Here is a 21,788-nt window from a genome sequence, read left to right on the forward strand (position 1 = left end):
GCTTTGCGCGTGCGCCGCGTACTCAGATTCAGGCCAAGTTCTCGTTGGGTCATCACGCCATTGTTCCTGTCGTGCCTCGCTCATGCCATTCGGGCTTGACCGGGGGTTTTGAACACCATCCCTTGGCATCACAGCCTTGATGATGGTTGGCTTGGGTGTACCAGGCTTCCCCTTCCGGATAATTTCATCCGTGAGAGCTCGCGCATCCATCGGCGTGCCCAACTCGCTCGCAAGCCATGCTGCAGCCTCAGGCAAGGGATTCCAAAACAATGGACCAGGCAAGGCTTGCGTTTCCAATTGCACGTTGCTCCCGTTGGCGATGGCACTGGGTCGGGTGGGCAGCGCTGTTTTCGTCAAGGCAGGGGGAAAGCCTTCCCTCAACAACCAAACATCAACGCTCTGCACCACAAGCCAAACGTGCCCACTCGCAAGGTCTTTCTCATCCTCATCGCGATACGGACGTTCGCGTTTCCGGAAAGTGTCAAACACGTTTAGCTGCCCACGGCGCACCGCAAGCTGCAATTCATTTGAAAGCTGGTTCGCAAGAGAGTGGACTTCCAAATAGGAAGCGTGGCCTACCTTGACGCGACGTTCAGCCCATGCCTCGGCTAGGGCGTTCAAGCAAACGGGCTCACCCTTTTCTATGCGCTCAATTTCTTGACTAAGCAACACTGTCCGCACCCCTTCCCGGTGCCCTTCATAGGGTGCCCCAGCAGGCGGGTGAAGGTATCCCGCTCTTCGGTTCGCGGGCCTAGCTGGGGCGAATGTTGTTCAGGCTGTCATGAGCCCACCGCTCGCAGCTTACCCGGCTCTGCCTTGGCGTCGAACTGCACCCCGGCCAGCGCCAGAATGTGGGCTTCTATCTGTTCAAGGAACGGGCGCAGGGCATCCACACTGCGCGGGCGGTAGCCTTCGGCGGTGGCGCTGGGCTTGTGCCCCATGACCTGGGCAATCGCGCCAGCGGGTGCGCCTGCAGCCTCGCCCAGCAGCGAAAACGAACGGCGCAGGCCGTGAATGGTCAGCCCTTCGATGGACGCGCTCTGCAGTGCTTTCGCATGGCTGGCGCGGGTGTCGGCGATGCGGCCCGCCTTGCCAGTGCTGGCAAACACAAAGTCGTTGGTGCGTGGCAGGGTCGCCAGCAGTTGGGCCAGATACGGGGTCAGGGGAATGGTTCGGGTGGCGTCCACCTTGTCGGCGATGGTCAGCTTTCGCCACTGAAAATCCACGTCGGCCCACTTCACGGCTGCCAGTTCTTCACGACGGGCGCCAGTCAGTAGCAAGGCGCGCAGATAGACCGATGCGGCGCGGTTGTTCAGTTGCTCCACGCCAGCCCACCAGCCCGGCACCTGGGCGGATTCCAGTGCATCGGTGCGGCGCGTGTTGCTGGGCAGGCTCTCCACGATGGCAGCGGCGCGGCCTGCATCGCGGTCGGTCAACCCGCGGTACTCTGGCCGGGCGCAGCACCAGCGCAGAAAGCCCCGGAACATCATCAGGGCTCGCGCGGCCTGGTGCTTGCCTGACAGGGCTTCGCGGTCAAACCAGCTTTTCAGCGAATCCTCATTCACCCCGGCCAGCGGCAACGCGAGCAACGGGAACAGCGGCCCCGGTCGGGTCAACCCTTTGCCGCGCTTTTTCTTCACACCACCGGGTGCGGCCATCGCCTCCAAGTCGGCGCGGTAGCCGGGCTTCCACTCATCGCGGCGCTTGGGCTTGCCTTGGGCCAGGTACAGCGGCCACACATCGCCCACGGTCAAGGCTTGGGAGGTGGCGGCGGTTTCGGCGGCGGCCTTGTCGGCTTGTTGCTGGCGCTCCACCTCGCGCGGGTCAATGCCTGAATCCACCATGACGGCCAGCGCCTTGGCTTTGGTGCGGGCTTGCTCCAAGGTGGCGGCCAGCGTGCCGATGTTGATGCGCAGGGTTGCCCCGTTCAGGCGCGACTCGAACACGTAGGTTTTGCGGCCCGTGGGCGTGGCGCGCAGGGCCAGGGTCGGGGTGTCGGTGTCCCACAGAAACGCCTGGGACTTGTCGGGCGGACAGGTGAAGGACTCCACGCGCCCAGCGGTCAGGCGAACACGGCTCTTCGGTAGACTCATGGCTCACCCCGGAACATCTGTGGGCAATCTGTAGGCAATCTGTAGGCAAACCCGACAAATAAACCCATGTACAAATCAACACATCGCACTGCCAAAAGCAGCGCAAGTTGTTGATTTACATAGATTCTATCTACACATGTCAACGCTGTCGAATACCCCCTTCGCGTCATTCGTAATGAGAAGGTCGGGTGTTCGATTCATCTCTCCGGCACCAGACAAAAGCAAAAAGCCCTGACTCGCAAGACTCAGGGCTTTTTCACGTCAGGCCTTTCACCCCGGACACCCAGACACCAGCATGGACGCCATCGCTTCCCTCTTCCCCCTCGGCTGGAGCCACTACCTGGCCGGCGGACTGCTGATCGGCGCGGGCGTGGCCCTGCTGTTTGTCTGCACCGGCCTGGTGGGCGGCATGAGCACGGTGTTTTCCTCCACCTGGTCGTTCGTCGTGCAGCGCCCGTTTTTCCAGCAGGCGCGCTTCACCGAGTCGCGCGCCTGGCGCCTGGTCTACGCGGCGGGCCTGATACTCGGCGCGTTCTTCTGGTGGTACTTCTTTTCCGACCACACGCCCGGTTCGACCCGCATCCCCGCCTGGCAACTGCTCCTGGGCGGCCTGCTGGTCGGCTACGGTGCCCGGCTGGGCAACGGCTGCACCTCGGGCCACGGCATCTGCGGCCTGGGCTCGCTGCAACTGCCGTCGCTGGGCGCGGTGCTGACCTTCATGGCCACCGCCTTCCTGGTCGCCAACCTGTTCGGGAGGCTCGCATGAGCGGTTTCACGATGTCCCCGTCCAAGGCGCTGGCCGTGCTCGCCAGCGGTGCGCTGTTCGGCTTCGGCCTGTCGCTGGCGACCATGATCCGGCCCGAGGTGGTGCTGAGCTTCCTGCGGTTCCAGGACCTGGGCCTGATGCTGGTCATGGGTGGTGCCGTGGTGGTCACGCTGCTGGCCTACCGTGTCGGCCCACGCCTTTTGCGCCAGCCGCTGCTGGGCGGGTATTTCCACCAGCACGTCAGCGTGTGGAACCGCGACACCGTCCTCGGCGCCGCCCTGTTCGGTGCGGGCTGGGGCCTGTGCGGCGTCTGCCCCGGGCCAGCCATCGCGGGCCTGGGGACCGGCAACTGGGATCTGGCGTGGGCACTGGCAGGCATCCTGGCCGGGGCCCTGCTGCAGGGCTGGCGGGCCCGCGCCTGACGCGCGACATCTGAACTTTTTGCCACCAGGGCGAACTCACTCACGTACTCAAGGAGAACCCATGCTGAACCGCCGCTTTGCGCTCGCCCTGCTCGCCACCCCCGCCGTCTGGCTGGCCGCCTGCTCCCAGGAAACCTCCGGCACCAAGACCGCTCCTGCCGCGGCCACCGCCGACGAGCACATCGACACCGCCAAGGCCTTCGACGTGCTGGCGGCCGAAGCCAAGGGTTTCACGGCCGGCGCCATGATGAGCGCGCACACGGTCTATGTGCTGTTCGACCCGCAGTGCCCGCATTGCAGCCACCTGTGGGAGGCCTCGCTGCCGCTGCTGAGCAAGGTCAAGTTTGTCTGGGCACCGGTGGCCATCATCGGCCCCAAGAGCCTGCCGCAAGGCGCGGCCCTGCTGCAGTCGGCCAAGCCGGTCGAAGAAATGACGGCGCACGAAAAGGCCTTGCTGGCTGGTGCGGGCGGCATGTCCGCCTCGGCCAGCATCCCGGCCGAGATCGAGGCCGCGATCAAGGCCAACACCCACCTGCTGGACCGGCTGGGCGCCGACTCGGTGCCCTACGTCGTGACCAAGAACGCGACCACCGGTCAGGTCGTCGCGCGCGCCGGGGCGATGGAAACCGCCGCCCTCGCCGCGTTCGCCGGTCTGCCGGCGAACTGAGCGCTCAGGCCGTCAGGCGGAACACCGAAACCGCCTGCACCAGCCGGTCGGCCTGGTGCTTGAGGCTGTCCGCCGCGGCGGCACTCTCCTCCACCAGCGCAGCGTTCTGCTGGGTGGCCTGGTCGATCTGGACCACCGCCTGCCCGACCTGCGACACACCGCTGCTCTGTTCGTTGGACGCCAGCGAAATCTCCCCGACCACCTCGGTGACGCGCCGGATCGACGCCACGATTTCCTGCATGGTGTGACCGGCCTGGTCGGCCAGCGTCGCGCCCTGCGTCGCCGCGTCCACGCTGGTGCCGATCAGGCCCTTGATTTCGCGCGACGCCTCGGCACTGCGTTGCGCCAGGCTGCGCACTTCGCCGGCCACCACAGCGAAACCCCGCCCCTGCTCGCCCGCGCGCGCGGCCTCGACCGCCGCGTTGAGCGCCAGGATGTTGGTCTGGAAGGCAATGCTGTCGATCATGCTGCTGATGTCGGCGATCTTCTGGGCCGAGGTGTGGATGCCCTGCATGGTCGAGACCACCTGTCCGACCACATCGCCACCCCGGGCCGCCACCTGCGAGGCGCCGTCGGCCAGCTGGCTGGCCTGGCGGGCGTTGTTGGCGTTGAGCTGCACGTTGGAGCCCAGCTCTTCCATCGACGCGGCCGTCTCTTCCAGGGCCGAGGCCTGCTGTTCGGTGCGGCGGCTGAGGTCCATGTTGCCGGTGGCGATCTGCGAGCTGGCGGTGGCGACGGCGTCGGCCGATTCGCGCACGCCGCGCACCACGCCGGCCAGGTGGGTGCGCATCTCTTCCAGCGCAGCTTCAAGGCGACCGATCACGTCGGTGCGGCCTTCGCCCGCGGACGCCTGGGGAGACAGGTCACCACCCGCAATGCGCTGGGCCAGCTGGGTACAGCGGCGCACCGGTCCGTCGATGCTGCGCAGCACCAGCACGTACACCAGCACCACCAGCGCCACGGCCGTCAGCGCCATGGCGGCCGCAATCTTCATCGACAGCGCATGCATGGCCTCGAACGAAGTCATCGACGCCTCGGCGAACTTGTTGCCCTCCACCACGGTCCGGTCGACACCGGCGCGGTGTTCCTGGTAGCTCTGCTGCACCTCGGGCAGGTTGCGCCGCGCCTGCTCGCGGTCACCGGCGAGCAGGGGCTTGATGATCTTTTCCTCGGCCATCGCGAGAAAGCGCTGGGCCGCGGCGTGCTGCGGCCCCAGCAGGTGCTGCTCCAGCCCGTAAGGCGGATTCGCCTGCCAGTGCCGCACGCGGGCCTCGTACTCGCCCTTGAGGTGCTGGAACTGCCGCTGGGCTTCCTCGGCCTGCACGGTGCCCTCGACGGCCTGAGACAGCACCAGCCGGGTCTCGATCAGGTACATGGGCGGCGGCAGGATGTCGGCCACCACATCCTTGGAGATGAAGACCTCCGTGGCGCTCTGGCTCATGCGCCCCTGCACCCAGTAGCCCTGAATCGCGACACCAAGCGCTGCCAGGACGCCAATGGCGCCCAGGATCAGGATGGACAATCGCAGCGACTTGAACATGACATGCCTCTCGGAAATTCACCGGGGTGCGGGCGAGCAGGACCTTTCCCGCGCCTTTCCGGTCATGTCTCTATCGTCCGTTTCGGGCGCCCGCTTGAATCGGCGAACAACGCCAGCATGGTCACGCAGTTCTGCGCTTACGGAATCACTACACTGGCGACCCCTCCTGACCCGATTTCATGGACCTTCTCACCATCACCCTTGTGTTCGCTGCCGTGAGCTTCGTGCTGCGGACCGGCGAGCAGCGCCAGCGCATCGCCTTGCTGTCCAGCCAGCTCGGCCCGTTCAAGATCGAAAAGCTCATGGAACGGCTGCACGAGGGCTACCAGCGCGCCCTGGCCGAGACCGATCCGGTTCGCCGGGCCCAGATCTGGCCGCTGCAGGAGGCCAACGAGCGCGAACTGGCCGGCCAGTTCCGGCGTTTTGCCGAATCCTTCGGCCAGCTCGACCCCGCCAGCACGCGCGTCAACCACAATCCCCTGCCCCATGCCCACCGCTGGCTGCCCGGCTTCCTGGCGCCGGGCTTCGACGCCAGGGAGCTCATGCGGGTGCACGCGCGCGGCATCGAGCGCGTGGTCGCCAACGAAGACCAGCTCTCGCCCAGCGACCGTGCCCGCACCCTGCTGGCCGAGGTGTACCTGATGCAACACAGCTGCCACTGGTTCTGCCGCTCGCGCAGCCTGGCCTCGGCCCGCCTGATGGCTCGGCACAAGACCACACACGCGCAGGCACTGGACACGGCGTCCCCCGCCTCCCGGCAGGCCTATGGGGCGCTCACCGGCATGAAGTCCCCGCAGGCCCGATGATGGACACCTTGCCGTCCACCTCACCGACCAACCCCTTCTGATCCATGAGACTTCTCCACACCATGCTGCGCGTGGGCAACCTGCAGCGCTCGATCGACTTCTACACCCAGGTGCTGGGCATGCAGCTGCTGCGCAGCTCCGAGAACCCCGAATTCAAGTATTCGCTGGCCTTCCTCGGTTTCGAGGGCGGCAATCCCGGCCAGGCCGAAATCGAACTGACGTACAACTGGGGCGTCGAGCAGTACGAGATGGGCACGGCCTACGGCCACATCGCCATCGGCGTGCCAGACGCCTACGCGGCCTGCGACAAGATCCGGGCGGCCGGTGGCAACGTGACCCGCGAAGCCGGCCCGGTCAAGGGCGGCACCACCGTGATCGCCTTCGTCACCGACCCGGACGGCTACAAGATCGAACTGATCCAGCGCGCCGATGCACAGGGCGGCCAGGGTCTGCGCTGACCCGACCGGACACAAAAAAGCCCGCTGTTCAGCGGGCTTTTTTTCTGGAGCGCGCCGGATTACGGGGCGATCATCACTTCCACGCGACGGGCTTCGGCGTTGTTGCCGGTGCCGGTGGCGGTTTCGGGTTTCTTCAGCTCGATGCCCGACTCGGCCACGCCAGCGCCCTTGAGCGCATCGCGCACGGCGAAGGCACGCAGCTTGGCCAGCTCGGCGTTCTTGGCCGGATCACCGGTCGAATCGTGGAAACCGGAGATCACCAGCTTCTTGCCGGCCTTGCCGGCAGCGATGGCGTCGGCCAGCGCTTCCACGGCGCCCGGGGCCAGCTCGGACTTGCCGGAGGCGAAGTAGAACTTCACGACGCCGTTTTCGACCACCACGCTGGCGTCGTCCTTGCCTGCGGCAGTGGCGGCCGGAGCGGCGGCAGCCGCGTCGGCGGCGGGAGCAGCAGGGGCCGCAGCGTGCGCATCAGCGGCCGGAGCGACCACCGCGGCCGCCGCAGGGGCCGCCTTCTTCGCACCAAACGAACGGGCCTTCTGGATCGCCACACCGACGACCAGACCAACGGCCAGCACCAGCGCCGCAATCAGCACAGCCGCGACGATGCGGCCTTCTTGTTCTTCGTCCTGAGAAGACATGGGTAACACTCCGTGAAGAATAATGAGGGATGGGGAAACCGCCGGCGCCCGGACCCTGCCTCAGAAGACCGGCCGAACACAAACAACCCAGCATTGTAAATGGCCGCATCGCGCGCTCACCTGTTGCCACCGGCGCCCCTTTGCCCGCCCCCCAAGACCTGGGAGCCGTCCCAGCGCAACGGCGCGCAGATGATGGCCGACACGCTCACCCAGTGGCGCTCGATGGGGCAGCGTTCCGACCTCTGGGTCTTCGGCTATGCCTCGCTGGTCTGGCGCCCCGAATTCGAGGCCGCCGAGCAGCGCATCGCGCGGGTGCACGGCTTCCACCGCTGCCTGAACATGTACAGCCGCGTCAACCGGGGCACGCCCGAGCGCCCGGGCCTGGTGTTCGCGCTCATGCCGGGCGGCAGCTGCACCGGCATGGCGCTGCGCCTGCCGCACGACCAGGTCGAGGCCGCGATGCCGGCGCTCTGGGCGCGCGAAATGCCCAACCCGGTCTACGACCCGAAATGGCTGCTGTGCCAGACCGAAAGAGGCCCGGTGCGCGCGCTGGCCTTCACCCTGTCGCCCCGCAGCCCCAACCACACCGGCCCCCTGAGCGATGCGCGGTACCGCGAGATCTTTGCCCAGGCCCGCGGCCGCTACGGCACCACGCTCGACTACGCCCGACAGACGCTGGACGGCCTGCGCGCCCATGGCATCGAAGACCGCGCGCTGGCCCGCATCCTCAAACTCGCCGATGGCCTCTGACCCGGCTCCTATACTGAACCCATGAACATCGCCGACCTGCGCAAGAGCTACGAGAAGGCCGAGCTGAGCGAATCCGCCTCGCAAGCCGACCCGCTGAAACAGTTCGACCAGTGGCTCAATGAAGCCATCCAGGGCGAGGTGCCCGAGCCCAATGCCATGACGCTGGCCACGGTCGGCGCCGACCTGCGCCCCACCACCCGCGTGGTGCTGATCAAGGGCTACGACGAACGCGGCATCGTCTGGTACACCAACTACCAGAGCCAGAAGGGGCGCCAGCTGGCGGGCAATCCGTACGCCGCGCTGCAGTTCCACTGGGTCGAACTCGAACGCGTGGTGCGCATTGAAGGCGTCGTCGAAAAGGTCAGCGACGAAGAGAGCGACGAGTACTTCCACAGCCGTCCGCTGGACAGCCGCATCGGTGCCTGGGCCAGCCCGCAGAGCGAAGTGATCGAGAGCCGCACGGTGCTGGTGACCAACGCGGCCAAATATGGCGCGCAGTTCCTGCTGCGCCCGCCCCGCCCGCCGCACTGGGGCGGCTACCGCCTCAAACCCGACCACTGGCAGTTCTGGCAAGGCCGCAAGAGCCGGCTGCACGACCGGTTGCGCTACACGCTGCAGTCCGATGGCAACTGGCTGCGGGAGCGGCTGGCACCTTGAGCGCCGGCGGCGGGGCATCGGGGCTGGAATGGGCTTGGTGCCATGTCCGATAACATCATGGCCGCGCCCGATCCGAGGCGCGCAATACAGGGGGATATCGTGATGAAAACCAAGTGGTTGATGTGGATGGGCGCCTGTCTGACCGGCCTCGGAGTGGCCGCAGCGGCCCACGCGGACAAAGGACCCGCCGGATTGCATGTTGTTCTGCGGGAGGCCAGCCGCGACTTTGTGCTGGCACCAGGGCAAACCGGTGGCGTAGCGAGCGCTTGCCTGGCGGGTGAGACGGTGGTGGGTGGATCACCGACCGGCATCCCGGGCAATGTGGCCATTGCCTACTCGTCGCTGTTCTTCAATGGCAGCATCAGCGGATGGATGGTTGAATACCGCAACGATGGCGCGCAAACGGTCAGCGTCCAGGCCACCACAGCCGCCCTCTGCACCGCTGGCCGGCTCACGCCGGGCTGATCGTCCGGGGCGCTTGCTCCGGGTACGGAACGATGCCCTGCCCCGACACCGCAGCCATGGCGTTGTCGGAAACCAGCACTGGCGCAATCTCTGCCAGTGGCACCAGCACGAATGCCCGTTGCCACATCCTCGGATGCGGCAAGGTCAGTGCCGGCGAGGTGATGCTGGCGCTGCCATAGAGCAGCAGGTCGAGATCCAGCGTGCGCGGCGCGTTGTGGTACGGACGCTCCCGCCCGAAGTCCTGCTCGATGCCTTGCAGGGCGATCAGCAGGTCGGGCGCGGTCAGCGTGGTGGTGAGCTCGGCCACCGCATTGATGTAGTCCGGCCCGCTGGACTCGACCGGCGCGGTGCGGTAGAGGCTGGACGCCTTGACCATGCGCACTCCGGGCAGGTCGGACAGGATGGTGAGTGCCTCCCGCAGGGTCTGCGCCGCGTCGCCGAGGTTGGCGCCGAGGGCCACCCATGCCGTGACTTCGGCCCGATCCATGGTCGGCCGGTCCGCGTTCACTCGCCAGAAGACGGCGGCGCACCCTCGGTGCGGCCCGCACCACCACCCGGCTTGCGGCGGCGACGGCGGCGCTTCTTGGCGGGCGCGCTGCCATCGGGCGGGATGCCCTGCACCGGCGGGTCCGACGGGTCGTGGTCCTGGTGGTCATCACCGTCGTCATCGCCACGGTCATCCGCCTCGTTGACCGGGCGGAAACGCGGATCCTCTTCGGGCGGCTCGGACGTCGATGTCGATGCCGGGTGGTCGGCGTCGCCCTTCTTCACGCGGCGCACCTTGCCACTGCCGCTGCCCTTGGGCTGACCGGCCTTGCGTTGCGCATCGATCATGTCCTGGCGGTGGTCGTCGTCGGCGGTGCTGAAGGTTTCCCACCAGTGCGCCAGTTCTTCGTCCACCTCGCCGGTCTGCGCACGCAGGCGCAGGAAGTCGAAACCGGCGCGGAAGCGCGGCTGCTCGGCCAGGCTGAACGGGCCACTGCCCACGCGCTTGTCAAAGCGCGGCTGCATCAGCCAGATCTCGCGCATGTCGGTGCCCAGCTTGCCGCGGCCCGACACATCGCCGATGCGCGCGTCGAACACCTCGTCGACCGCGTCCTGCAGGGCCGCGAACGGCGTCGGCGGGCGCTGGTTGCCGCGTGGTTGCAGGCGGCGGCCCCAGCCCTGGCGCACATCGGCCCAGAGCACGCAGGCCAGCAGGAAACTCGGTGCCACCGGCTTGCTCTCGCCGACGCGGCGGTCGGTGTCCTGCAACGCCAGCTTGACGAAGTCGTCGTCGGCGCGCTGCACCACCAGATCCAGCAGCGGGTAGATGCCCTTGGCCAGGCCGTTGGCCTTGAGCGCCTCGACACTGGCCAGCGCGTGGCCGGTCTGCAGCAGCTTGAGCATCTCGTCGAACAGGCGGCTCTGCGGCACGTCCTGCAGCAGGCTGAGAGAGGAGACCAGCGGCTCGCGCGTCTTGGCGTCGAACTTGAACCCGAGCGCGTTGAGCTTGGCGGCGAAACGCACGGCGCGGATGATGCGCACCGGGTCTTCGCGGTAACGCGTGGGCGCATCGCCGATCATGCGCAAGGTGAGCTTCTTGGCATCGCGGATACCGTGGTGGAAGTCGACCACCACCTGCGACACCGGGTCGTAATACATGGCGTTGATCGAGAAATCGCGCCGCGCGGCGTCCTGCTCGATCGGACCCCAGACGTTGTCGCGCAGCACGCGCCCGCTGGCGTCCACCGCGTGCTTCATGCTGGAGAGTTCGCCCTTGGAGGTGCGCTCGTTGCCCGAAACCTGCTCGGCGTCGGCGCTGTCGAGGTAGGCGCGGAAGGTCGAGACCTCGATCACCTCGTGTTCGCGGCCGCGGCCGTAGACCACGTGCACGATGCGGAAACGCCGGCCGATGATGAAGGCCCGGCGGAACAGGTTCTTGACCTGCTCGGGCGTGGCGCTGGTGGCCACGTCGAAGTCCTTGGGGCGCAGGCCCAGCAGCAGGTCGCGCACCGCGCCGCCAACGATGTAGGCCTCGAAGCCGGCCTGCTTGAGCGTGTGGACCACGTCCAGCGCACGCTGGTCGACCAGCTTGGGGTCGATGCCGTGCACGGAAGCCGGCACGTCTTCGCGCTTGCCGAACTTGGCCCCTTTGGCGCTCTTGCCGGTGGCTTTGCCCAGCAGCTTGTCGATGAATTTCTTGATCATTCGAATAGGTTCAGGATGCGCCAGCCGCGTTCGGTGGCAATGGCGCTGAGGCGGGGGTCCGGGTTGGTCGCCACCGGCTCTGTGACTTTCTCCAGCAGCGGGAGATCGTTGATGGAGTCGCTGTAGAAGCTGCTGTGCGTGACATCGGCCCAGGACAGGCCGCGCGACGCCAGCCATTGTTCCACACGGGCGACCTTGCCTTCCCGGAACGACGGCGTGCCCTTGATGCCGCCGGTCGGATTGCCCGCCGCGTCGCGCTCCAGCTCGATGGCGATCAGCTCCGGCACCCCGAAGGCCTGGGCGATGGGGCGGGTGACGAATTCGTTGGTGGCGGTGACGATCAGCACCTCGTCGCCCGCGACCTGGTGGCGGAACACCAGCTCGATGGCCTCGGGCCGCATGGCCGGCAGGATCACCTCCTCCATGAAGCGGCGGTGCGCGGCGTCGGATTTCTCCACCCCGTGTTCGGCCAGCGGCGCGACCGAGAAGCGGATGTATTCGTGGATGTCCAGCGTGCCGGCCTTGTACTGCTCATAGAAAGCGTCGTTGGCGCGGGTGTGGGTCTCGGCGTCGCGCCAGCCGATCGTGACGGTGAACTGGCCCCAGGAATAGTCCGAGTCGAGCGGCAGCAGGGTGTGGTCCAGGTCAAACAGCGCAAGTCTCATTCGGAGGTCTTCATTCGTTGTCCAGCATGGACTTGATCAGCGGAATCGTGATGGCGCGCTGGGTGCGCAGGGCGTAAGCGTCGAGCTGGTCCAGCAGCATCATCAGGCTGGAGAGGTCGCGCGAGAAGCGGTTGAGCATGAAGTCCATCACCTCGTCGCCCAGAAACACCCCGCGCTCGTCGGCCGCCCGGCGCAGCACCGCGCGGCGCTCGGTCTCGCCCAGTGCCTTGAGCTGGAACACATGGCCCCAGCCCAGCCGCGTGCGCAGGTCTTCGCGCAGCTGCAGGTCGGCCGGCGGCCGGTCGGCGGCGGCGAGCACCCAGCGTGCCGGACCGTGGGTCGGCGTCTGGGCGTTGACGAACCAGTTGAAGGCACAGGCCTGCTGCTCGGCGGTGTAGAGCTGGCAGTCGTCGAGGATGACCACTTCCCAGTCGTCGTCGAAGTCGCCGGGATTCAGGTTCGCCGCGTCGATCCAGCCGACGCGGGCGCCATGCTCCCGCAGCGCCTCGCGCACCGCGCGCAGCAGATGGCTCTTGCCGCTGCCGCCCTCACCCCAGAGGAAGGTCGGGACCGGCGAACGCATCGGGTTGCCGGTCCACAGCCGCACATGCTCCAGCACCGCTTCGTTGCCCACGGGCACGAAGTTGTCCAGCGTCGGCACCGGCGCCAGCCCGATGTCCAGCGCCATCTGCTTCATGGGCAGGGAACCCTGGCTCATTCCGACACGCCCCGCTCGGGTGGCACCACCAGTTGCACCGCTTTGTTGGCCGAGGGCTGGTAGAGATCGCTGGCGAGGTAGCTCTTCTTGGCGCGCCGGATCGCCACCAGCAGCACCGCGCTGGCCGGCAGCGCGATCAGCACGCCGACAAAACCGAACAGCTGACCGAAGGCCATCAGCGCGAAGATCACCGAGATCGGGTGCAGGCCGATGCGCTCGCCCAGCAGGCGCGGCGTCACATACATGCTCTCGGCCACCTGGCCGATGCCATAGACCGCGGCCACCAGCGCCACGCCGGTCAGGCTCTGGAACTGCAGCACCGCCGCCAGCAGCCCCATCACCAGACCGAGCCCGAAGCCCAGATAGGGCACAAACACCGCCAGCCCGGTGAACACGCCGATCGGCAGCGCCAGCTTGAGCCCGACCAGCGCCAGCCCCACGGTGTAGAACACCGCCAGCACGCCCATCACCAGCAGCTGACCCCGCAGGTACTGGCCCAGCACTTCGTCGGTTTCGTCCAGAAAGCTCTGCACCGAAGGCAGCCAGCGCGGCGGAATCAGGTGCTTCATGCGCTCGACCATGCCCGACCAGTCCAGCAGCAGGTAGTACGCGACGATGGGCGTGAGCACCAGGTTGCCGAACACGGCACCCAGCGCACTGCCACCGATGCGCAGCGACGACAGCAGGCCCTTGAGCAGCTCCTGCTCGTGGCCGGTCACCAGCTCCTTGAGCCAGTCGCGCACCTGGGCCGTGTCGATCTGCAGGTCGATGCCCAGCCGGGCCGCCAGCGGCACCAGCTTCAGGTTGATCAGGTCCAGCAGGGCCGGCACCTGCTCGTTGAGCAGCGGCACCTGCTTGGTGATCACCGGCACGATCAGCAGCATGACCGCCAGCAGCACCAGCATCAGCAGCGCGATCGCCACGCCCGCACCCAGCCAGCGCGGAATGCGGCGGTCGTTGAGTTTCTCGACCAGCGGGTGCAGCGCATAGGCCAGCACCGCCGCCATCACGAAGGGCATCAGCACGGGCGACAACAGCGCCAGCACGGCCCAGATCGCCACGGCAATGGCGGCCCAGGTCAGGGAGCGCAGCTGTGCGGGGGTGAAGGTCATGTGCGGGTGTGCCTCGTGAATGGGCGGGCCTGCGGGGGGCAAACCCTTAAAATCAGCCGCAAATTCTAGTCTCCGGCTTGCGCCGCCCCTCTCTCCGCCTTCCTTTTCATGACCTCCAGCACCACCCCCCTCTCCTACAAAGACGCCGGCGTTGACATCGATGCGGGCGACGCCCTGGTCGAGCGCATCAAGCCGCTGGCAAAAAAGACCATGCGCGAAGGCGTGCTGGCCGGCATCGGCGGCTTCGGCGCGCTGTTCGAAGTGCCCAAGCGCTACAAAGAGCCGGTGCTGGTGAGCGGCACCGACGGCGTGGGCACCAAGCTCAAGCTGGCGTTCGAATGGAACCTGCACGACACCGTGGGCATCGATCTGGTGGGCATGAGCGTCAACGACGTGCTGGTGCAGGGCGCCGAGCCGCTGTTCTTCCTCGACTACTTCGCCTGCGGCAAGCTGGACGTGGAGACCGCCGCGGCCGTGGTCGGCGGCATCGCCAAGGGCTGTGAACTGAGCGGCTGCGCCCTGATCGGCGGCGAAACCGCCGAGATGCCCGGCATGTACCCGGCCGGTGAATACGATCTGGCCGGTTTCTGCGTCGGCGCGGTCGAAAAGTCCAAGATCCTCACCGGCAAGGATGTGAAGCCCGGCGACGTGGTGCTGGGCCTGGCCTCGCATGGGGTGCATTCCAACGGGTTCTCGCTGGTGCGCAAGTGCATCGAACGCGCGGGCAGCGATCTGCCCGCCACGCTGGACGGCCAGCCGTTCAAGCAGGCCATCATGGCCCCGACCCGCCTGTACGTGAAGAACGTGCTCGCCACGCTGGCCAAGCACCCGGTCAAGGCCCTGGCCCACATCACCGGCGGCGGCCTGCTGGAGAACATCCCCCGAGTGCTGCCCGAAGGCACGGCCGCCCACCTGAAGAAGGGCAGCTGGCCGCAGACCGAGCTGTTCGCCTGGCTGCAGAAGGTGGCCGGCATCGACGACATCGAGATGAACCGCACCTTCAACAACGGCATCGGCATGGTGGTGGTGATCGACGCTGCCGAAGCCGCCGCCTGCGCCGCCACCCTGCGCGAACTGGGCGAAACGGTCCACGAGATCGGTTCGATTGCCGCCAAGGGCGACGGCGCCTCGGTGGTCGTCGCCTGACGATTCCCGCATGACCGGCGCCCCGGCACCACGGCGCCGTCTCCCCGGCGCCATCTGGGCGCTGGGTTTCGTCAGCCTGCTGATGGACGTCTCTTCGGAGCTGATCCACAGCCTGTTGCCCGTGTTCCTCGTCACCGGCCTGGGCGCCAGCATGGTGACCGTGGGCCTGCTCGAAGGCGCGGCCGAAGCCACCGCCCTGATCGTCAAGGTCTTTTCGGGCGCGCTGAGCGACTGGTGGGGCAAACGCAAGCCGCTGGCGCTGCTGGGCTACGGCCTGGGTGCCGCCACCAAGCCTCTGTTTGCCCTCGCCGCCACGGTCGAACCCGTGATCGCGGCGCGGCTGATCGACCGCATCGGCAAGGGCATCCGCGGCGCCCCGCGCGACGCCCTGGTCGCCGACATCGCACCACCGGACATGCGCGGCGCCGCCTTCGGCCTGCGCCAGTCGCTGGACACGGTGGGCGCCTTCATCGGCCCGCTGCTGGCCATGGGCCTGATGCTGCTCTGGCACAACGACTTCCGGGCCGTGTTCTGGGTCGCCGTGATTCCGGCAGCCCTCTGCGTGCTGCTGCTGATGTTCGGCGTGCAGGAACCGGAACGGCCCGTGGGCACACCGCGCACCCAGCCCATCTCGCGCCAGAACCTGCGCAAGCTCACCGGCGCCTACTGGTGGGTCGTGGGCATCGGCGCCGTCTTCACGCTGGCGCGCTTTTCCGAGGCCTTCCTGGTGTTGCGGGTGCAACAGGACGGACTGGCCATCGCCTGGGTCCCGATGGTGCTGATCGTGATGAACGCCATCTATGCGCTGGGCGCGTATCCGTTCGGGCGGCTGGCCGACGCCATGGACCGGCGCTCCCTGCTGGCCATCGGCGTGGTGGTGCTGATCGCGGCCGACGCCCTGCTGGCCTGGAGCGGCCGGGGCTTGGTCGTCTGGAGTGGCATCGCACTCTGGGGCGTGCACATGGCCATGACCCAGGGCCTGCTGGCGGCCATGGTGGCCGACACCTCGCCCCCGGAGCTGCGCGGCACGGCCTTCGGTCTGTTCAACCTGGTGTCCGGCATCGCCATGCTGATCGCCAGCGGACTGGCCGGCCTGCTCTGGGACCGCTTGGGTGCCAGCGCCACTTTTGTCGCCGGCATGGGGTTGGCCGCCCTGTCGCTGCTGGTGCTGGTGCTGCGGCCGACGACGCCGGCCGCGCGCTCGTCCTGAACCGGCACATGCCCCATGCGAGGGGCCGGCACCGCCTCTTTTTTGGGCAGCATGCGGTACATTCGGCCGCCAAGGGAAGGAATACCGAGATGCACAACATCCGCTCACTGATCGCCACCAGCGCTCTCGCCGTCTTGCTGGCCGCACCGAATGCCGGCTGCATGGCCCCGGTCCAGGCGGTCAACGCCATCGAACAGTCCGCCGCTCAACGCGATCTCGACAAAGGCATCGCCGTGCTGCGGGCGCACATCAAGGCGCTGCAGGACAAGGGCGACCCGCTGGGGGACTATTTCTACGCCCTGGGCAACTCCGATGGCTGGATCGAAGAGGTGAAGGGTCCGGCGGCCATCACGGCGCTGTTCGAGAAAGCCGCGGCCAGGGGGTCGATGGACGCGAAGATTTTGCTGGCGTTGCAGTTGGCGACCAGTGAGCCGGTGCCCGGACAACTTGATGACAGCATGGGGCCGCGACAAAACCTGCCGGCTTGGGAAGCGGGGTTGGCCCAGTTGCTGCCGCTATTGAAGGAGCAGTGCTATGCGAGGCGATTGGTACTTGATGCGGGGCGCCCGAGAGTTCGGTACTACTCAATCGCCTACAAAATCTGGCCCACATTTCGAGATGGCAACTCTTTCAAAAACAAGCAAGGCCAGTGGGAAACGGTGATTCCAAAGATACCCGAACGTCAAAAGGTATGGGAGGACATCGATCGCAAATGCGAGCGTCCTCAAACAGAGTGGCTGGACGCGACCAGCACCCAGAGGTGACCCATGGACCGGACAGCCCCCATCGGCAATGGACACTCCCCGCTCAACTCCAAGACCGGAATGCAGTTGGCCTATTGGGCCTATCCCCATCAAGACATAGAGGCGGCGAAAAAACTCGTCAACTACCCTGAGTATTGGGAGCACGCAAAGCCAGGCAAGCAGTTGCCCGCCGAATGGCCTACCGCGTCGGTCACTCGCACTGCTGATGGAAAAACTTCGCTAGCCCAGGATGGCTGGAACACCCAGCACAACTCCGAAGGCAAACTGGAAAACCAGTTCCAGGTCTCCGTCAACCGAGAAACCCAAGAAATCACCTTCGACTTCAAGGGTTCGGACGCCTGGAGCAATTGGAAATCCGATCTGGGCAACGCCGGCGCCGCCGAGTTCGCCAAGATCCAGGCCAAGGCGCAGGCCGCCTATGAGTACCTGAAGGACAACCCGGACTACAAGGACTACCGCTTCGCCACCACCGGCCACAGCCTGGGTGGCGGCATGGCGCAGAGTTTCGCGCTGAAGAACAACCTCGACGCCTACGTCTACAACAGCCTGCCGATCGCCCGCGGCACGATCGAAGGCGGCTACTTCAAGGACGCGGGTGGTTACGAAGCGGCCCTGGCGCGCTACCAGGCCACGCACCGCCAGGTGCACGACGTGCGCACCCCCAACGACATCGCGACCTACTTCTATGGTGGCGTCAAGCAGGACCAGTACCTAAGCCAGCATGTGCCGCCCGGCCCGACGATGCTGCCGGGTTCGTCGCTGCCGACCCCGCTCAAGACGGTGCTGATGGCCAGCGGCAGTGGCACCCTGGTCGCGGGGTCGGTCATGGCCGCGGACCACGCCAACAAGGCACTGGTCGACGGCCAGCAAGGCCTCTCTGTCGACAAGAACGGCCGCTACATCATCCCCGAAGGCCATGCCGACTTCGCCCAGTTGCCGCCAGAAGCCCGCAAGCTGTTCGCCCGCCTGTCCGAGTCGCCGGTGGTCAAGGCGATCTGCTCCGAAACGCGTGGACCGTCGTCGCCCTGCGACCGCTTTGTGGTCACGCGGGAAGATGGCAGCCGGCAGTACATCAGCGTCGACAGCTCCAACGGCGGCATCGAGATCAACCACTATGGCAACGACGGTCGGCACACTTTGATCGAGATGAACGAGCGCCAGCACCGGCCAGCCCGGGTCACGGAATTCGATGCGCAGGGCAAGTCCGTCAGCACCGAAACCGTGGCCTTGCGGGCGGAGGAGTCGGGAACCCGGACCGCAGCGAAAAGCCTCAGTCCCGAGCAGCAGGCCCAGTTCGTGATGGCCTGGCGCCAGACCGGCGACCGCCTGCGCGATTCGGGTCTGTCCACCGCCGAGGTGGGACAGGTCTGCGCCGCGGCCGTGGGGCATTGCGCCCGTCACGAGGACAAGGGCCCACCGGAACAGTTTCTCGTGAGCAGGGACGGCCAGCGCCTGGGCGTCATGCATCCCGGACGGCAGCTGTCCGAAATGGACATTCCCCAGGCCCTGCGGCGCAGCACCGAAGAGCACCTTGCGGCGGCCAGCCAGTCCAGCACGGCGCCCGCCGACACCCTGGAACGGACAGCCGCCCAGTCCGCTCCGGCGGCGCCAAAGGCCGCGGAGCAAACCAGCGCACCCGCCCTGGGCTGAGCTGTCCGAAAATGAACGGAACCGGTCGCTGACCGGGTGGACGGCGAGGCCGGCGACGGCCAAGATGGCGGACATCCCCCTCACCACGGAGTTCCCCATGACCACCAGCCACACCGCCCTCATCGTCATCGACGTTCAGGCCTCTTTCCAGCACCGTCCCTGCTTCACCGAACGTGACCTGCCGGCCTTCCTCGCGGCCCAGAACGCGCTGATCGACGGCTGCATCCGTCGCGGCATTCCCGTGGTCCGGGTGTTGCACAGCGATGGTCCGGAAACGGCCGACAACCCGTTTTCGATCGCCAGCGGCCATGTGTCCCCGCTCGCCGGGCTGACCGGCTTCGACGCCGCGGCCACCTTCGTCAAGCACCGCCACAGCGCGCTGGTCGGCACCGGCCTGGACGTCTGGCTGACCGAACACGGCATCCGGCGCCTGATCGTCAGCGGCATCCGCACCGAGCAGTGCTGCGAGACCACGACGCGCCACGCCTCCGACCTCGGCTGGCAGGTGGACTATGTGACCGACGCGACGCTGACCTTCGACATGACGCAGCCCGACGGTTCGCCGCTGACGGCGGCCGAGATCAAGGCCCGCACCGCCACGGTGCTGCAAGGCCGTTTCTGCACGCTGTGCAGCGTCGACGAAGCGCTGTCGCGCGCGCAGGCGGCGGCATGAGCCGGCCCTTCTCCATCGCGATCCTGGCGTTCGACGAGGTCGAGGCGCTGGATCTGGCCGGCCCCTACGAGGTCTTCACCACCGCCGCCCGCATGGCCACCCGGCCCGAGGCCGCCGACTGGCCGGGTCACGATCTCGCCGCCGGCTGGCAGGTCGATTGCGTGGCGCGCACGCGGGAGCCGGTCCGGGCACGGGCGGGCCTGCGGGTGCTGCCGACACGCGACTTCGCCGACACGGCGCCGGTCGACCTGCTGGTGGTGCCGGGAGGCGTGGTCGACGCGGCTGCCCGCTGCGCCGACACGCTGGCCTGGCTGCGCCGGACCAGCGAAGGCACCACCCTCACGGCCTCGGTCTGCACCGGCGCTTTCCTGCTGGCGGCGGCCGGCGTGGTGCACACTGAGCGCATGACCACGCACTGGGAAGACCTGGACGACCTGCGCGCGCAATGGCCTGCACTGCAGGTGCAGGACGGCGTGCGCTGGGTCGAGGATGGCCGCATCGTCAGCTCGGCCGGCATCAGCGCCGGCATCGACATGTCACTGCATCTGGTCGCGCGACTGGCGAGTCCCGCGCTGGCCGAACGGACCGCCCGGCAGATGGACTACCGATGGCTGAAAAATCCCGCCTGAACACCCCGGCGGACGGTCCCGTCGACGTGCACTTCGTGCTGCTCGACGACAGCCTGATCCTGGACTGGGCCGGCCCCGCCGAAGCGCTGCGCATCGCCAACCAGTGCCTGCGCGGGCGCGGCCTGCCGCCGGCCTTCGCCCTCCATTTCGTCGGGCCGCAGGTGCAGACACGCAGCTCGGTCGGCGCGTTCGTCACCCACCTCGAGCCGCTCCCGGACCTCGACCATCCCGGGCGGCCCCAATGGGTCGTGCTGGTCGGCCAGCCCGGCGACCGGGTCGCACTGGACAGCGAACCGGCGCGCGCCATGCTGCACTGGCTGCGCGGGCTGAGGCTGGCCGAGGGTTGCGTCGAGCTGATGTGCATCTGCGCCGGTGCCGTGATCGCCGCGCACGCCGGCCTGCTGGCCGGTCACAAGGCAACCACGCACCACCACCACCTCGACGAACTGCGGCAGGCCTCGCCCGACGCCGAGGTGCTGGCCAACCGGGTGTTCGTGCTCGATGCGCCGGTGTTCAGCAGCGCGGGGGTGACCACCGGCCTCGACCTGACGCTGCACCGCATCGCGGCACGGCTGGGACCGGCGCTGGCGGCCGAGGTCGCGCAGACCATGGTCGTCGCGCTGCGGCGCGGTCCGCAGGACCCCGAGCTGTCGCCCTTCCTGAACCACCGCCACCACCTGCATCCGGTGGTGCACCGCGTGCAGGACGCCGTGAGCCAGGCGCCGCAGGAGGACTGGAGCGTGCCGCGCATGGCCGAATGCGGCCACACCTCGCCACGGCATCTGGGGCGCCTGTTCGAGGAGCACGCGGGCGTGTCGCCGCTGGCCTACCTGCAGCAGATCCGGCTGGCGGTGGCCCAGGCCGCCCTGCGCAGCGGGCGCAATGTGACGCAGGCGGCGCAGATGGCGGGGTTCAGCTCCGACGCGCAGTTGCGGCGCGCCTGGCACCGGCATGGCCACGAAGGAGCTCCCGCCCAGACCACTGGCCGGGCCCGGCCCCACTGATCAGCGCCGGGCGGGCACCGGGTCGAGCAGTCGCTCGGACTCCAGCACATGCACGCCAGGCTCACCTGCCAGCGCCGCGGCCAGCAGGTGGGCCGCGATCTGGCTGGCCGGCACCACGCGGTAGCGGCGCGGCAGCAGGGGTTCCAGCCCCCGCGTGACGGCCAGGGCCAGGCGCTCGGCCGGACGCGACTCCTGGCGATCGCCGCCGATCAGACCGGGGCGCACCACGGTCAGGGAGAGGTAGCCCAGCGCCTGCAGGTCGCGCTCCAGCTCGCCCTTGGTGCGGGAATAGAAGACGCGCGACTCCGCACTGGCACCGAGCGCCGAGTTGAGCGCATAGATCCTGGCGCCGTGCCGCAGCGCGAGCCGGGCCACCTGCAGGGGCAGGTCGTGGTCCACGCGGTAGAACGCCGCCTGCGAACCCGCCACCTTGATCGTGGTGCCCAGCGCGCACACCACAGCGTCGACGGACCACCACGGCGCGTCTTCGGGCAACGAGGCGAAGTCGGTCACCGGGTTGAGCAGCTTCGGGTGCACCGGCAAGGCGCGGCGCGTGGGCGCCACCACCTGCGTCACCCGCTCATCGGCTAGCGCCTGCTGTAGCACCGATTGCCCCACCAGCCCGGTGGCGCCTACCAGCAGCAGCCGCGTCATCGCAGCGACCCGCGCAGCGGCGGGGCGAGGAAGCAGTCGGGCCAGCCGCCGGGCCGCCCCAAGGCTGGCCCAGCCCCCTCGGGGGGCAGCGACCCGCACAGCGGCGGAGCG

At 67.6% G+C, this 21,788-nt stretch carries 24 protein-coding genes and 1 pseudogene; 15 read left to right on the forward strand and 10 right to left on the reverse strand.

Going from position 1 to position 21,788, the window contains the following annotated elements; translation table 11 throughout:
• A partial coding sequence (locus tag ACS5NL_RS07260; protein ID WP_439352977.1) for a hypothetical protein occupies positions 1–621 on the reverse strand: 621 nt, incomplete at its 3' end.
• A 158-nt stretch (positions 622–779) separates the two neighbouring features.
• On the reverse strand, positions 780–2,093 hold the full coding sequence (locus ACS5NL_RS07265; protein ID WP_439352979.1) for a tyrosine-type recombinase/integrase: 1,314 nt from the start codon (positions 2,091–2,093) through the stop codon (positions 780–782).
• A gap of 274 nt (positions 2,094–2,367) precedes the next feature.
• Here ACS5NL_RS07265 and ACS5NL_RS07270 point away from each other — a divergent pair.
• From ACS5NL_RS07270 to ACS5NL_RS07280, 3 genes and pseudogenes are all read left to right on the forward strand, one after another.
• Positions 2,368–2,859 (forward strand): annotated as a pseudogene (locus ACS5NL_RS07270) (YeeE/YedE family protein); the annotation flags it as partial.
• Positions 2,856–3,281, forward strand: coding sequence for a DUF6691 family protein (locus ACS5NL_RS07275; protein WP_439352981.1), 426 nt, complete (start codon positions 2,856–2,858; stop codon positions 3,279–3,281). The pseudogene ACS5NL_RS07270 and the gene ACS5NL_RS07275, both read left to right, overlap by 4 nt.
• Before the next feature lie 61 nt (positions 3,282–3,342).
• A complete protein-coding gene (locus ACS5NL_RS07280; RefSeq protein WP_439352983.1) occupies positions 3,343–3,948 on the forward strand; it encodes a thioredoxin fold domain-containing protein in 606 nt (201 codons plus the stop codon).
• A 4-nt stretch (positions 3,949–3,952) separates the two neighbouring features.
• On the opposite strand, the gene ACS5NL_RS07285 is transcribed toward ACS5NL_RS07280, so the two are convergent.
• Positions 3,953–5,488 carry a methyl-accepting chemotaxis protein gene (locus ACS5NL_RS07285; protein WP_439352984.1) on the reverse strand — a complete coding sequence of 512 codons (1,536 nt, stop codon included), beginning with the start codon at positions 5,486–5,488 and terminating at the stop codon, positions 3,953–3,955.
• Positions 5,489–5,667: 179 nt separating this feature from the next.
• On the opposite strand from ACS5NL_RS07285, the gene ACS5NL_RS07290 reads away from it, so the two are divergent.
• Entirely contained in the window at positions 5,668–6,294 is a 627-nt protein-coding gene (locus ACS5NL_RS07290; protein WP_439352986.1) for a hypothetical protein, read from the forward strand.
• A gap of 44 nt (positions 6,295–6,338) precedes the next feature.
• Positions 6,339–6,752, forward strand: coding sequence for a lactoylglutathione lyase (gene gloA / locus ACS5NL_RS07295; RefSeq protein WP_439352988.1), 414 nt, complete (start codon positions 6,339–6,341; stop codon positions 6,750–6,752).
• Positions 6,753–6,811: 59 nt separating this feature from the next.
• Here the strand turns inward: gloA and ACS5NL_RS07300 are convergent, their stop codons facing one another.
• On the reverse strand, positions 6,812–7,390 hold the full coding sequence (locus ACS5NL_RS07300; protein WP_439352990.1) for an OmpA family protein: 579 nt from the start codon (positions 7,388–7,390) through the stop codon (positions 6,812–6,814).
• Positions 7,391–7,579: 189 nt separating this feature from the next.
• Here ACS5NL_RS07300 and ACS5NL_RS07305 point away from each other — a divergent pair, with 189 nt between their 5' ends.
• The 3 genes from ACS5NL_RS07305 to ACS5NL_RS07315 are packed head-to-tail and all read left to right on the forward strand — an operon-like array spanning position 7,580 to position 9,262.
• Positions 7,580–8,140, forward strand: coding sequence for a gamma-glutamylcyclotransferase (locus ACS5NL_RS07305; RefSeq protein ID WP_439353469.1), 561 nt, complete (start codon positions 7,580–7,582; stop codon positions 8,138–8,140).
• A 21-nt stretch (positions 8,141–8,161) separates the two neighbouring features.
• Complete coding sequence (gene pdxH, locus ACS5NL_RS07310) at positions 8,162–8,797, forward strand: pyridoxamine 5'-phosphate oxidase (RefSeq protein ID WP_439352992.1); 636 nt, start codon at positions 8,162–8,164, stop codon at positions 8,795–8,797.
• A gap of 42 nt (positions 8,798–8,839) precedes the next feature.
• Positions 8,840–9,262: a hypothetical protein gene (locus ACS5NL_RS07315; RefSeq protein WP_439352994.1), complete on the forward strand. Its 423-nt coding sequence runs from the start codon at positions 8,840–8,842 to the stop codon at positions 9,260–9,262.
• Here the strand turns inward: ACS5NL_RS07315 and folK are convergent.
• From folK to ACS5NL_RS07340, 5 genes are read right to left on the reverse strand one after another with little or no spacing between them, the layout of a single operon-like run.
• Positions 9,249–9,749, reverse strand: a complete 501-nt coding sequence (gene folK, locus ACS5NL_RS07320) for a 2-amino-4-hydroxy-6-hydroxymethyldihydropteridine diphosphokinase (protein WP_439352996.1) — start codon at positions 9,747–9,749, stop codon at positions 9,249–9,251. The genes ACS5NL_RS07315 and folK overlap by 14 nt on opposite strands.
• A 17-nt stretch (positions 9,750–9,766) precedes the next feature.
• Complete coding sequence (gene pcnB, locus ACS5NL_RS07325; protein WP_439352998.1) at positions 9,767–11,452, reverse strand: polynucleotide adenylyltransferase PcnB; 1,686 nt, start codon at positions 11,450–11,452, stop codon at positions 9,767–9,769.
• On the reverse strand, positions 11,449–12,117 hold the full coding sequence (locus ACS5NL_RS07330; RefSeq protein ID WP_439353000.1) for a histidinol-phosphatase: 669 nt from the start codon (positions 12,115–12,117) through the stop codon (positions 11,449–11,451). The genes pcnB and ACS5NL_RS07330 overlap by 4 nt, the downstream gene beginning before the upstream one ends.
• 10 nt (positions 12,118–12,127) lie before the next feature.
• Positions 12,128–12,814 carry a DnaA regulatory inactivator Hda gene (hda, locus tag ACS5NL_RS07335; protein ID WP_439353470.1) on the reverse strand — a complete coding sequence of 229 codons (687 nt, stop codon included), beginning with the start codon at positions 12,812–12,814 and terminating at the stop codon, positions 12,128–12,130.
• A gap of 17 nt (positions 12,815–12,831) precedes the next feature.
• A complete protein-coding gene (locus ACS5NL_RS07340; RefSeq protein ID WP_439353002.1) occupies positions 12,832–13,947 on the reverse strand; it encodes an AI-2E family transporter in 1,116 nt (371 codons plus the stop codon).
• 108 nt (positions 13,948–14,055) lie between these two features.
• Between ACS5NL_RS07340 and purM the strand changes: the two genes are divergently transcribed.
• The 7 genes from purM (at position 14,056) to ACS5NL_RS07375 (ending at position 21,023) form a co-directional block, all read left to right on the forward strand.
• Positions 14,056–15,093 carry a phosphoribosylformylglycinamidine cyclo-ligase gene (gene purM / locus ACS5NL_RS07345; protein ID WP_439353003.1) on the forward strand — a complete coding sequence of 346 codons (1,038 nt, stop codon included), beginning with the start codon at positions 14,056–14,058 and terminating at the stop codon, positions 15,091–15,093.
• A 10-nt stretch (positions 15,094–15,103) separates the two neighbouring features.
• Complete coding sequence (locus ACS5NL_RS07350) at positions 15,104–16,303, forward strand: MFS transporter (protein WP_439353005.1); 1,200 nt, start codon at positions 15,104–15,106, stop codon at positions 16,301–16,303.
• Positions 16,304–16,392: 89 nt separating this feature from the next.
• Entirely contained in the window at positions 16,393–17,067 is a 675-nt protein-coding gene (locus tag ACS5NL_RS07355; RefSeq protein ID WP_439353007.1) for a hypothetical protein, read from the forward strand.
• Positions 17,068–17,229: 162 nt separating this feature from the next.
• On the forward strand, positions 17,230–18,717 hold the full coding sequence (locus ACS5NL_RS07360) for a Tle-like phospholipase domain-containing protein (protein ID WP_439353008.1): 1,488 nt from the start codon (positions 17,230–17,232) through the stop codon (positions 18,715–18,717).
• Between the two features lie 97 nt (positions 18,718–18,814).
• Complete coding sequence (locus ACS5NL_RS07365) at positions 18,815–19,390, forward strand: isochorismatase family protein (protein WP_439353010.1); 576 nt, start codon at positions 18,815–18,817, stop codon at positions 19,388–19,390.
• Complete coding sequence (locus ACS5NL_RS07370; RefSeq protein ID WP_439353012.1) at positions 19,387–20,019, forward strand: DJ-1/PfpI family protein; 633 nt, start codon at positions 19,387–19,389, stop codon at positions 20,017–20,019. Before ACS5NL_RS07365 ends, ACS5NL_RS07370 begins: the two co-directional genes overlap by 4 nt.
• Positions 19,998–21,023 carry a GlxA family transcriptional regulator gene (locus ACS5NL_RS07375; protein ID WP_439353014.1) on the forward strand — a complete coding sequence of 342 codons (1,026 nt, stop codon included), beginning with the start codon at positions 19,998–20,000 and terminating at the stop codon, positions 21,021–21,023. The genes ACS5NL_RS07370 and ACS5NL_RS07375 overlap by 22 nt, the downstream gene beginning before the upstream one ends.
• On the opposite strand, the gene ACS5NL_RS07380 is transcribed toward ACS5NL_RS07375, so the two are convergent.
• Complete coding sequence (locus tag ACS5NL_RS07380; RefSeq protein ID WP_439353016.1) at positions 21,024–21,677, reverse strand: Rossmann-fold NAD(P)-binding domain-containing protein; 654 nt, start codon at positions 21,675–21,677, stop codon at positions 21,024–21,026.
• Positions 21,678–21,788: the final 111 nt, after the last annotated feature.

Origin of the sequence: Hydrogenophaga sedimenti (assembly GCF_051857515.1) — a bacterium.
In the GTDB taxonomy this organism is placed as follows: Bacteria; Pseudomonadota; Gammaproteobacteria; order Burkholderiales; family Burkholderiaceae_C; genus Hydrogenophaga.

Coding starts and splice junctions, on each gene's coding strand:
- ACS5NL_RS07285 (WP_439352984.1), bottom strand. CDS start 5,488: ATGTTCAAGTCGCTGCGATTGTCCATCCTGATCCTGGGCGCCATTGGC.
- ACS5NL_RS07340 (WP_439353002.1), bottom strand. CDS start 13,947: ATGACCTTCACCCCCGCACAGCTGCGCTCCCTGACCTGGGCCGCCATT.
- ACS5NL_RS07280 (WP_439352983.1), top strand. CDS start 3,343: ATGCTGAACCGCCGCTTTGCGCTCGCCCTGCTCGCCACCCCCGCCGTC.
- ACS5NL_RS07365 (WP_439353010.1), top strand. CDS start 18,815: ATGACCACCAGCCACACCGCCCTCATCGTCATCGACGTTCAGGCCTCT.
- pcnB (WP_439352998.1), bottom strand. CDS start 11,452: ATGATCAAGAAATTCATCGACAAGCTGCTGGGCAAAGCCACCGGCAAG.
- hda (WP_439353470.1), bottom strand. CDS start 12,814: ATGAAGCAGATGGCGCTGGACATCGGGCTGGCGCCGGTGCCGACGCTG.
- ACS5NL_RS07275 (WP_439352981.1), top strand. CDS start 2,856: ATGAGCGGTTTCACGATGTCCCCGTCCAAGGCGCTGGCCGTGCTCGCC.
- ACS5NL_RS07330 (WP_439353000.1), bottom strand. CDS start 12,117: ATGAGACTTGCGCTGTTTGACCTGGACCACACCCTGCTGCCGCTCGAC.
- ACS5NL_RS07305 (WP_439353469.1), top strand. CDS start 7,580: ATGATGGCCGACACGCTCACCCAGTGGCGCTCGATGGGGCAGCGTTCC.
- ACS5NL_RS07265 (WP_439352979.1), bottom strand. CDS start 2,093: ATGAGTCTACCGAAGAGCCGTGTTCGCCTGACCGCTGGGCGCGTGGAG.
- ACS5NL_RS07375 (WP_439353014.1), top strand. CDS start 19,998: ATGGCTGAAAAATCCCGCCTGAACACCCCGGCGGACGGTCCCGTCGAC.
- gloA (WP_439352988.1), top strand. CDS start 6,339: ATGAGACTTCTCCACACCATGCTGCGCGTGGGCAACCTGCAGCGCTCG.
- ACS5NL_RS07290 (WP_439352986.1), top strand. CDS start 5,668: ATGGACCTTCTCACCATCACCCTTGTGTTCGCTGCCGTGAGCTTCGTG.
- purM (WP_439353003.1), top strand. CDS start 14,056: ATGACCTCCAGCACCACCCCCCTCTCCTACAAAGACGCCGGCGTTGAC.
- ACS5NL_RS07315 (WP_439352994.1), top strand. CDS start 8,840: ATGTCCGATAACATCATGGCCGCGCCCGATCCGAGGCGCGCAATACAG.
- folK (WP_439352996.1), bottom strand. CDS start 9,749: ATGGATCGGGCCGAAGTCACGGCATGGGTGGCCCTCGGCGCCAACCTC.
- ACS5NL_RS07350 (WP_439353005.1), top strand. CDS start 15,104: ATGACCGGCGCCCCGGCACCACGGCGCCGTCTCCCCGGCGCCATCTGG.
- ACS5NL_RS07355 (WP_439353007.1), top strand. CDS start 16,393: ATGCACAACATCCGCTCACTGATCGCCACCAGCGCTCTCGCCGTCTTG.
- ACS5NL_RS07380 (WP_439353016.1), bottom strand. CDS start 21,677: ATGACGCGGCTGCTGCTGGTAGGCGCCACCGGGCTGGTGGGGCAATCG.
- ACS5NL_RS07300 (WP_439352990.1), bottom strand. CDS start 7,390: ATGTCTTCTCAGGACGAAGAACAAGAAGGCCGCATCGTCGCGGCTGTG.
- ACS5NL_RS07370 (WP_439353012.1), top strand. CDS start 19,387: ATGAGCCGGCCCTTCTCCATCGCGATCCTGGCGTTCGACGAGGTCGAG.
- pdxH (WP_439352992.1), top strand. CDS start 8,162: ATGAACATCGCCGACCTGCGCAAGAGCTACGAGAAGGCCGAGCTGAGC.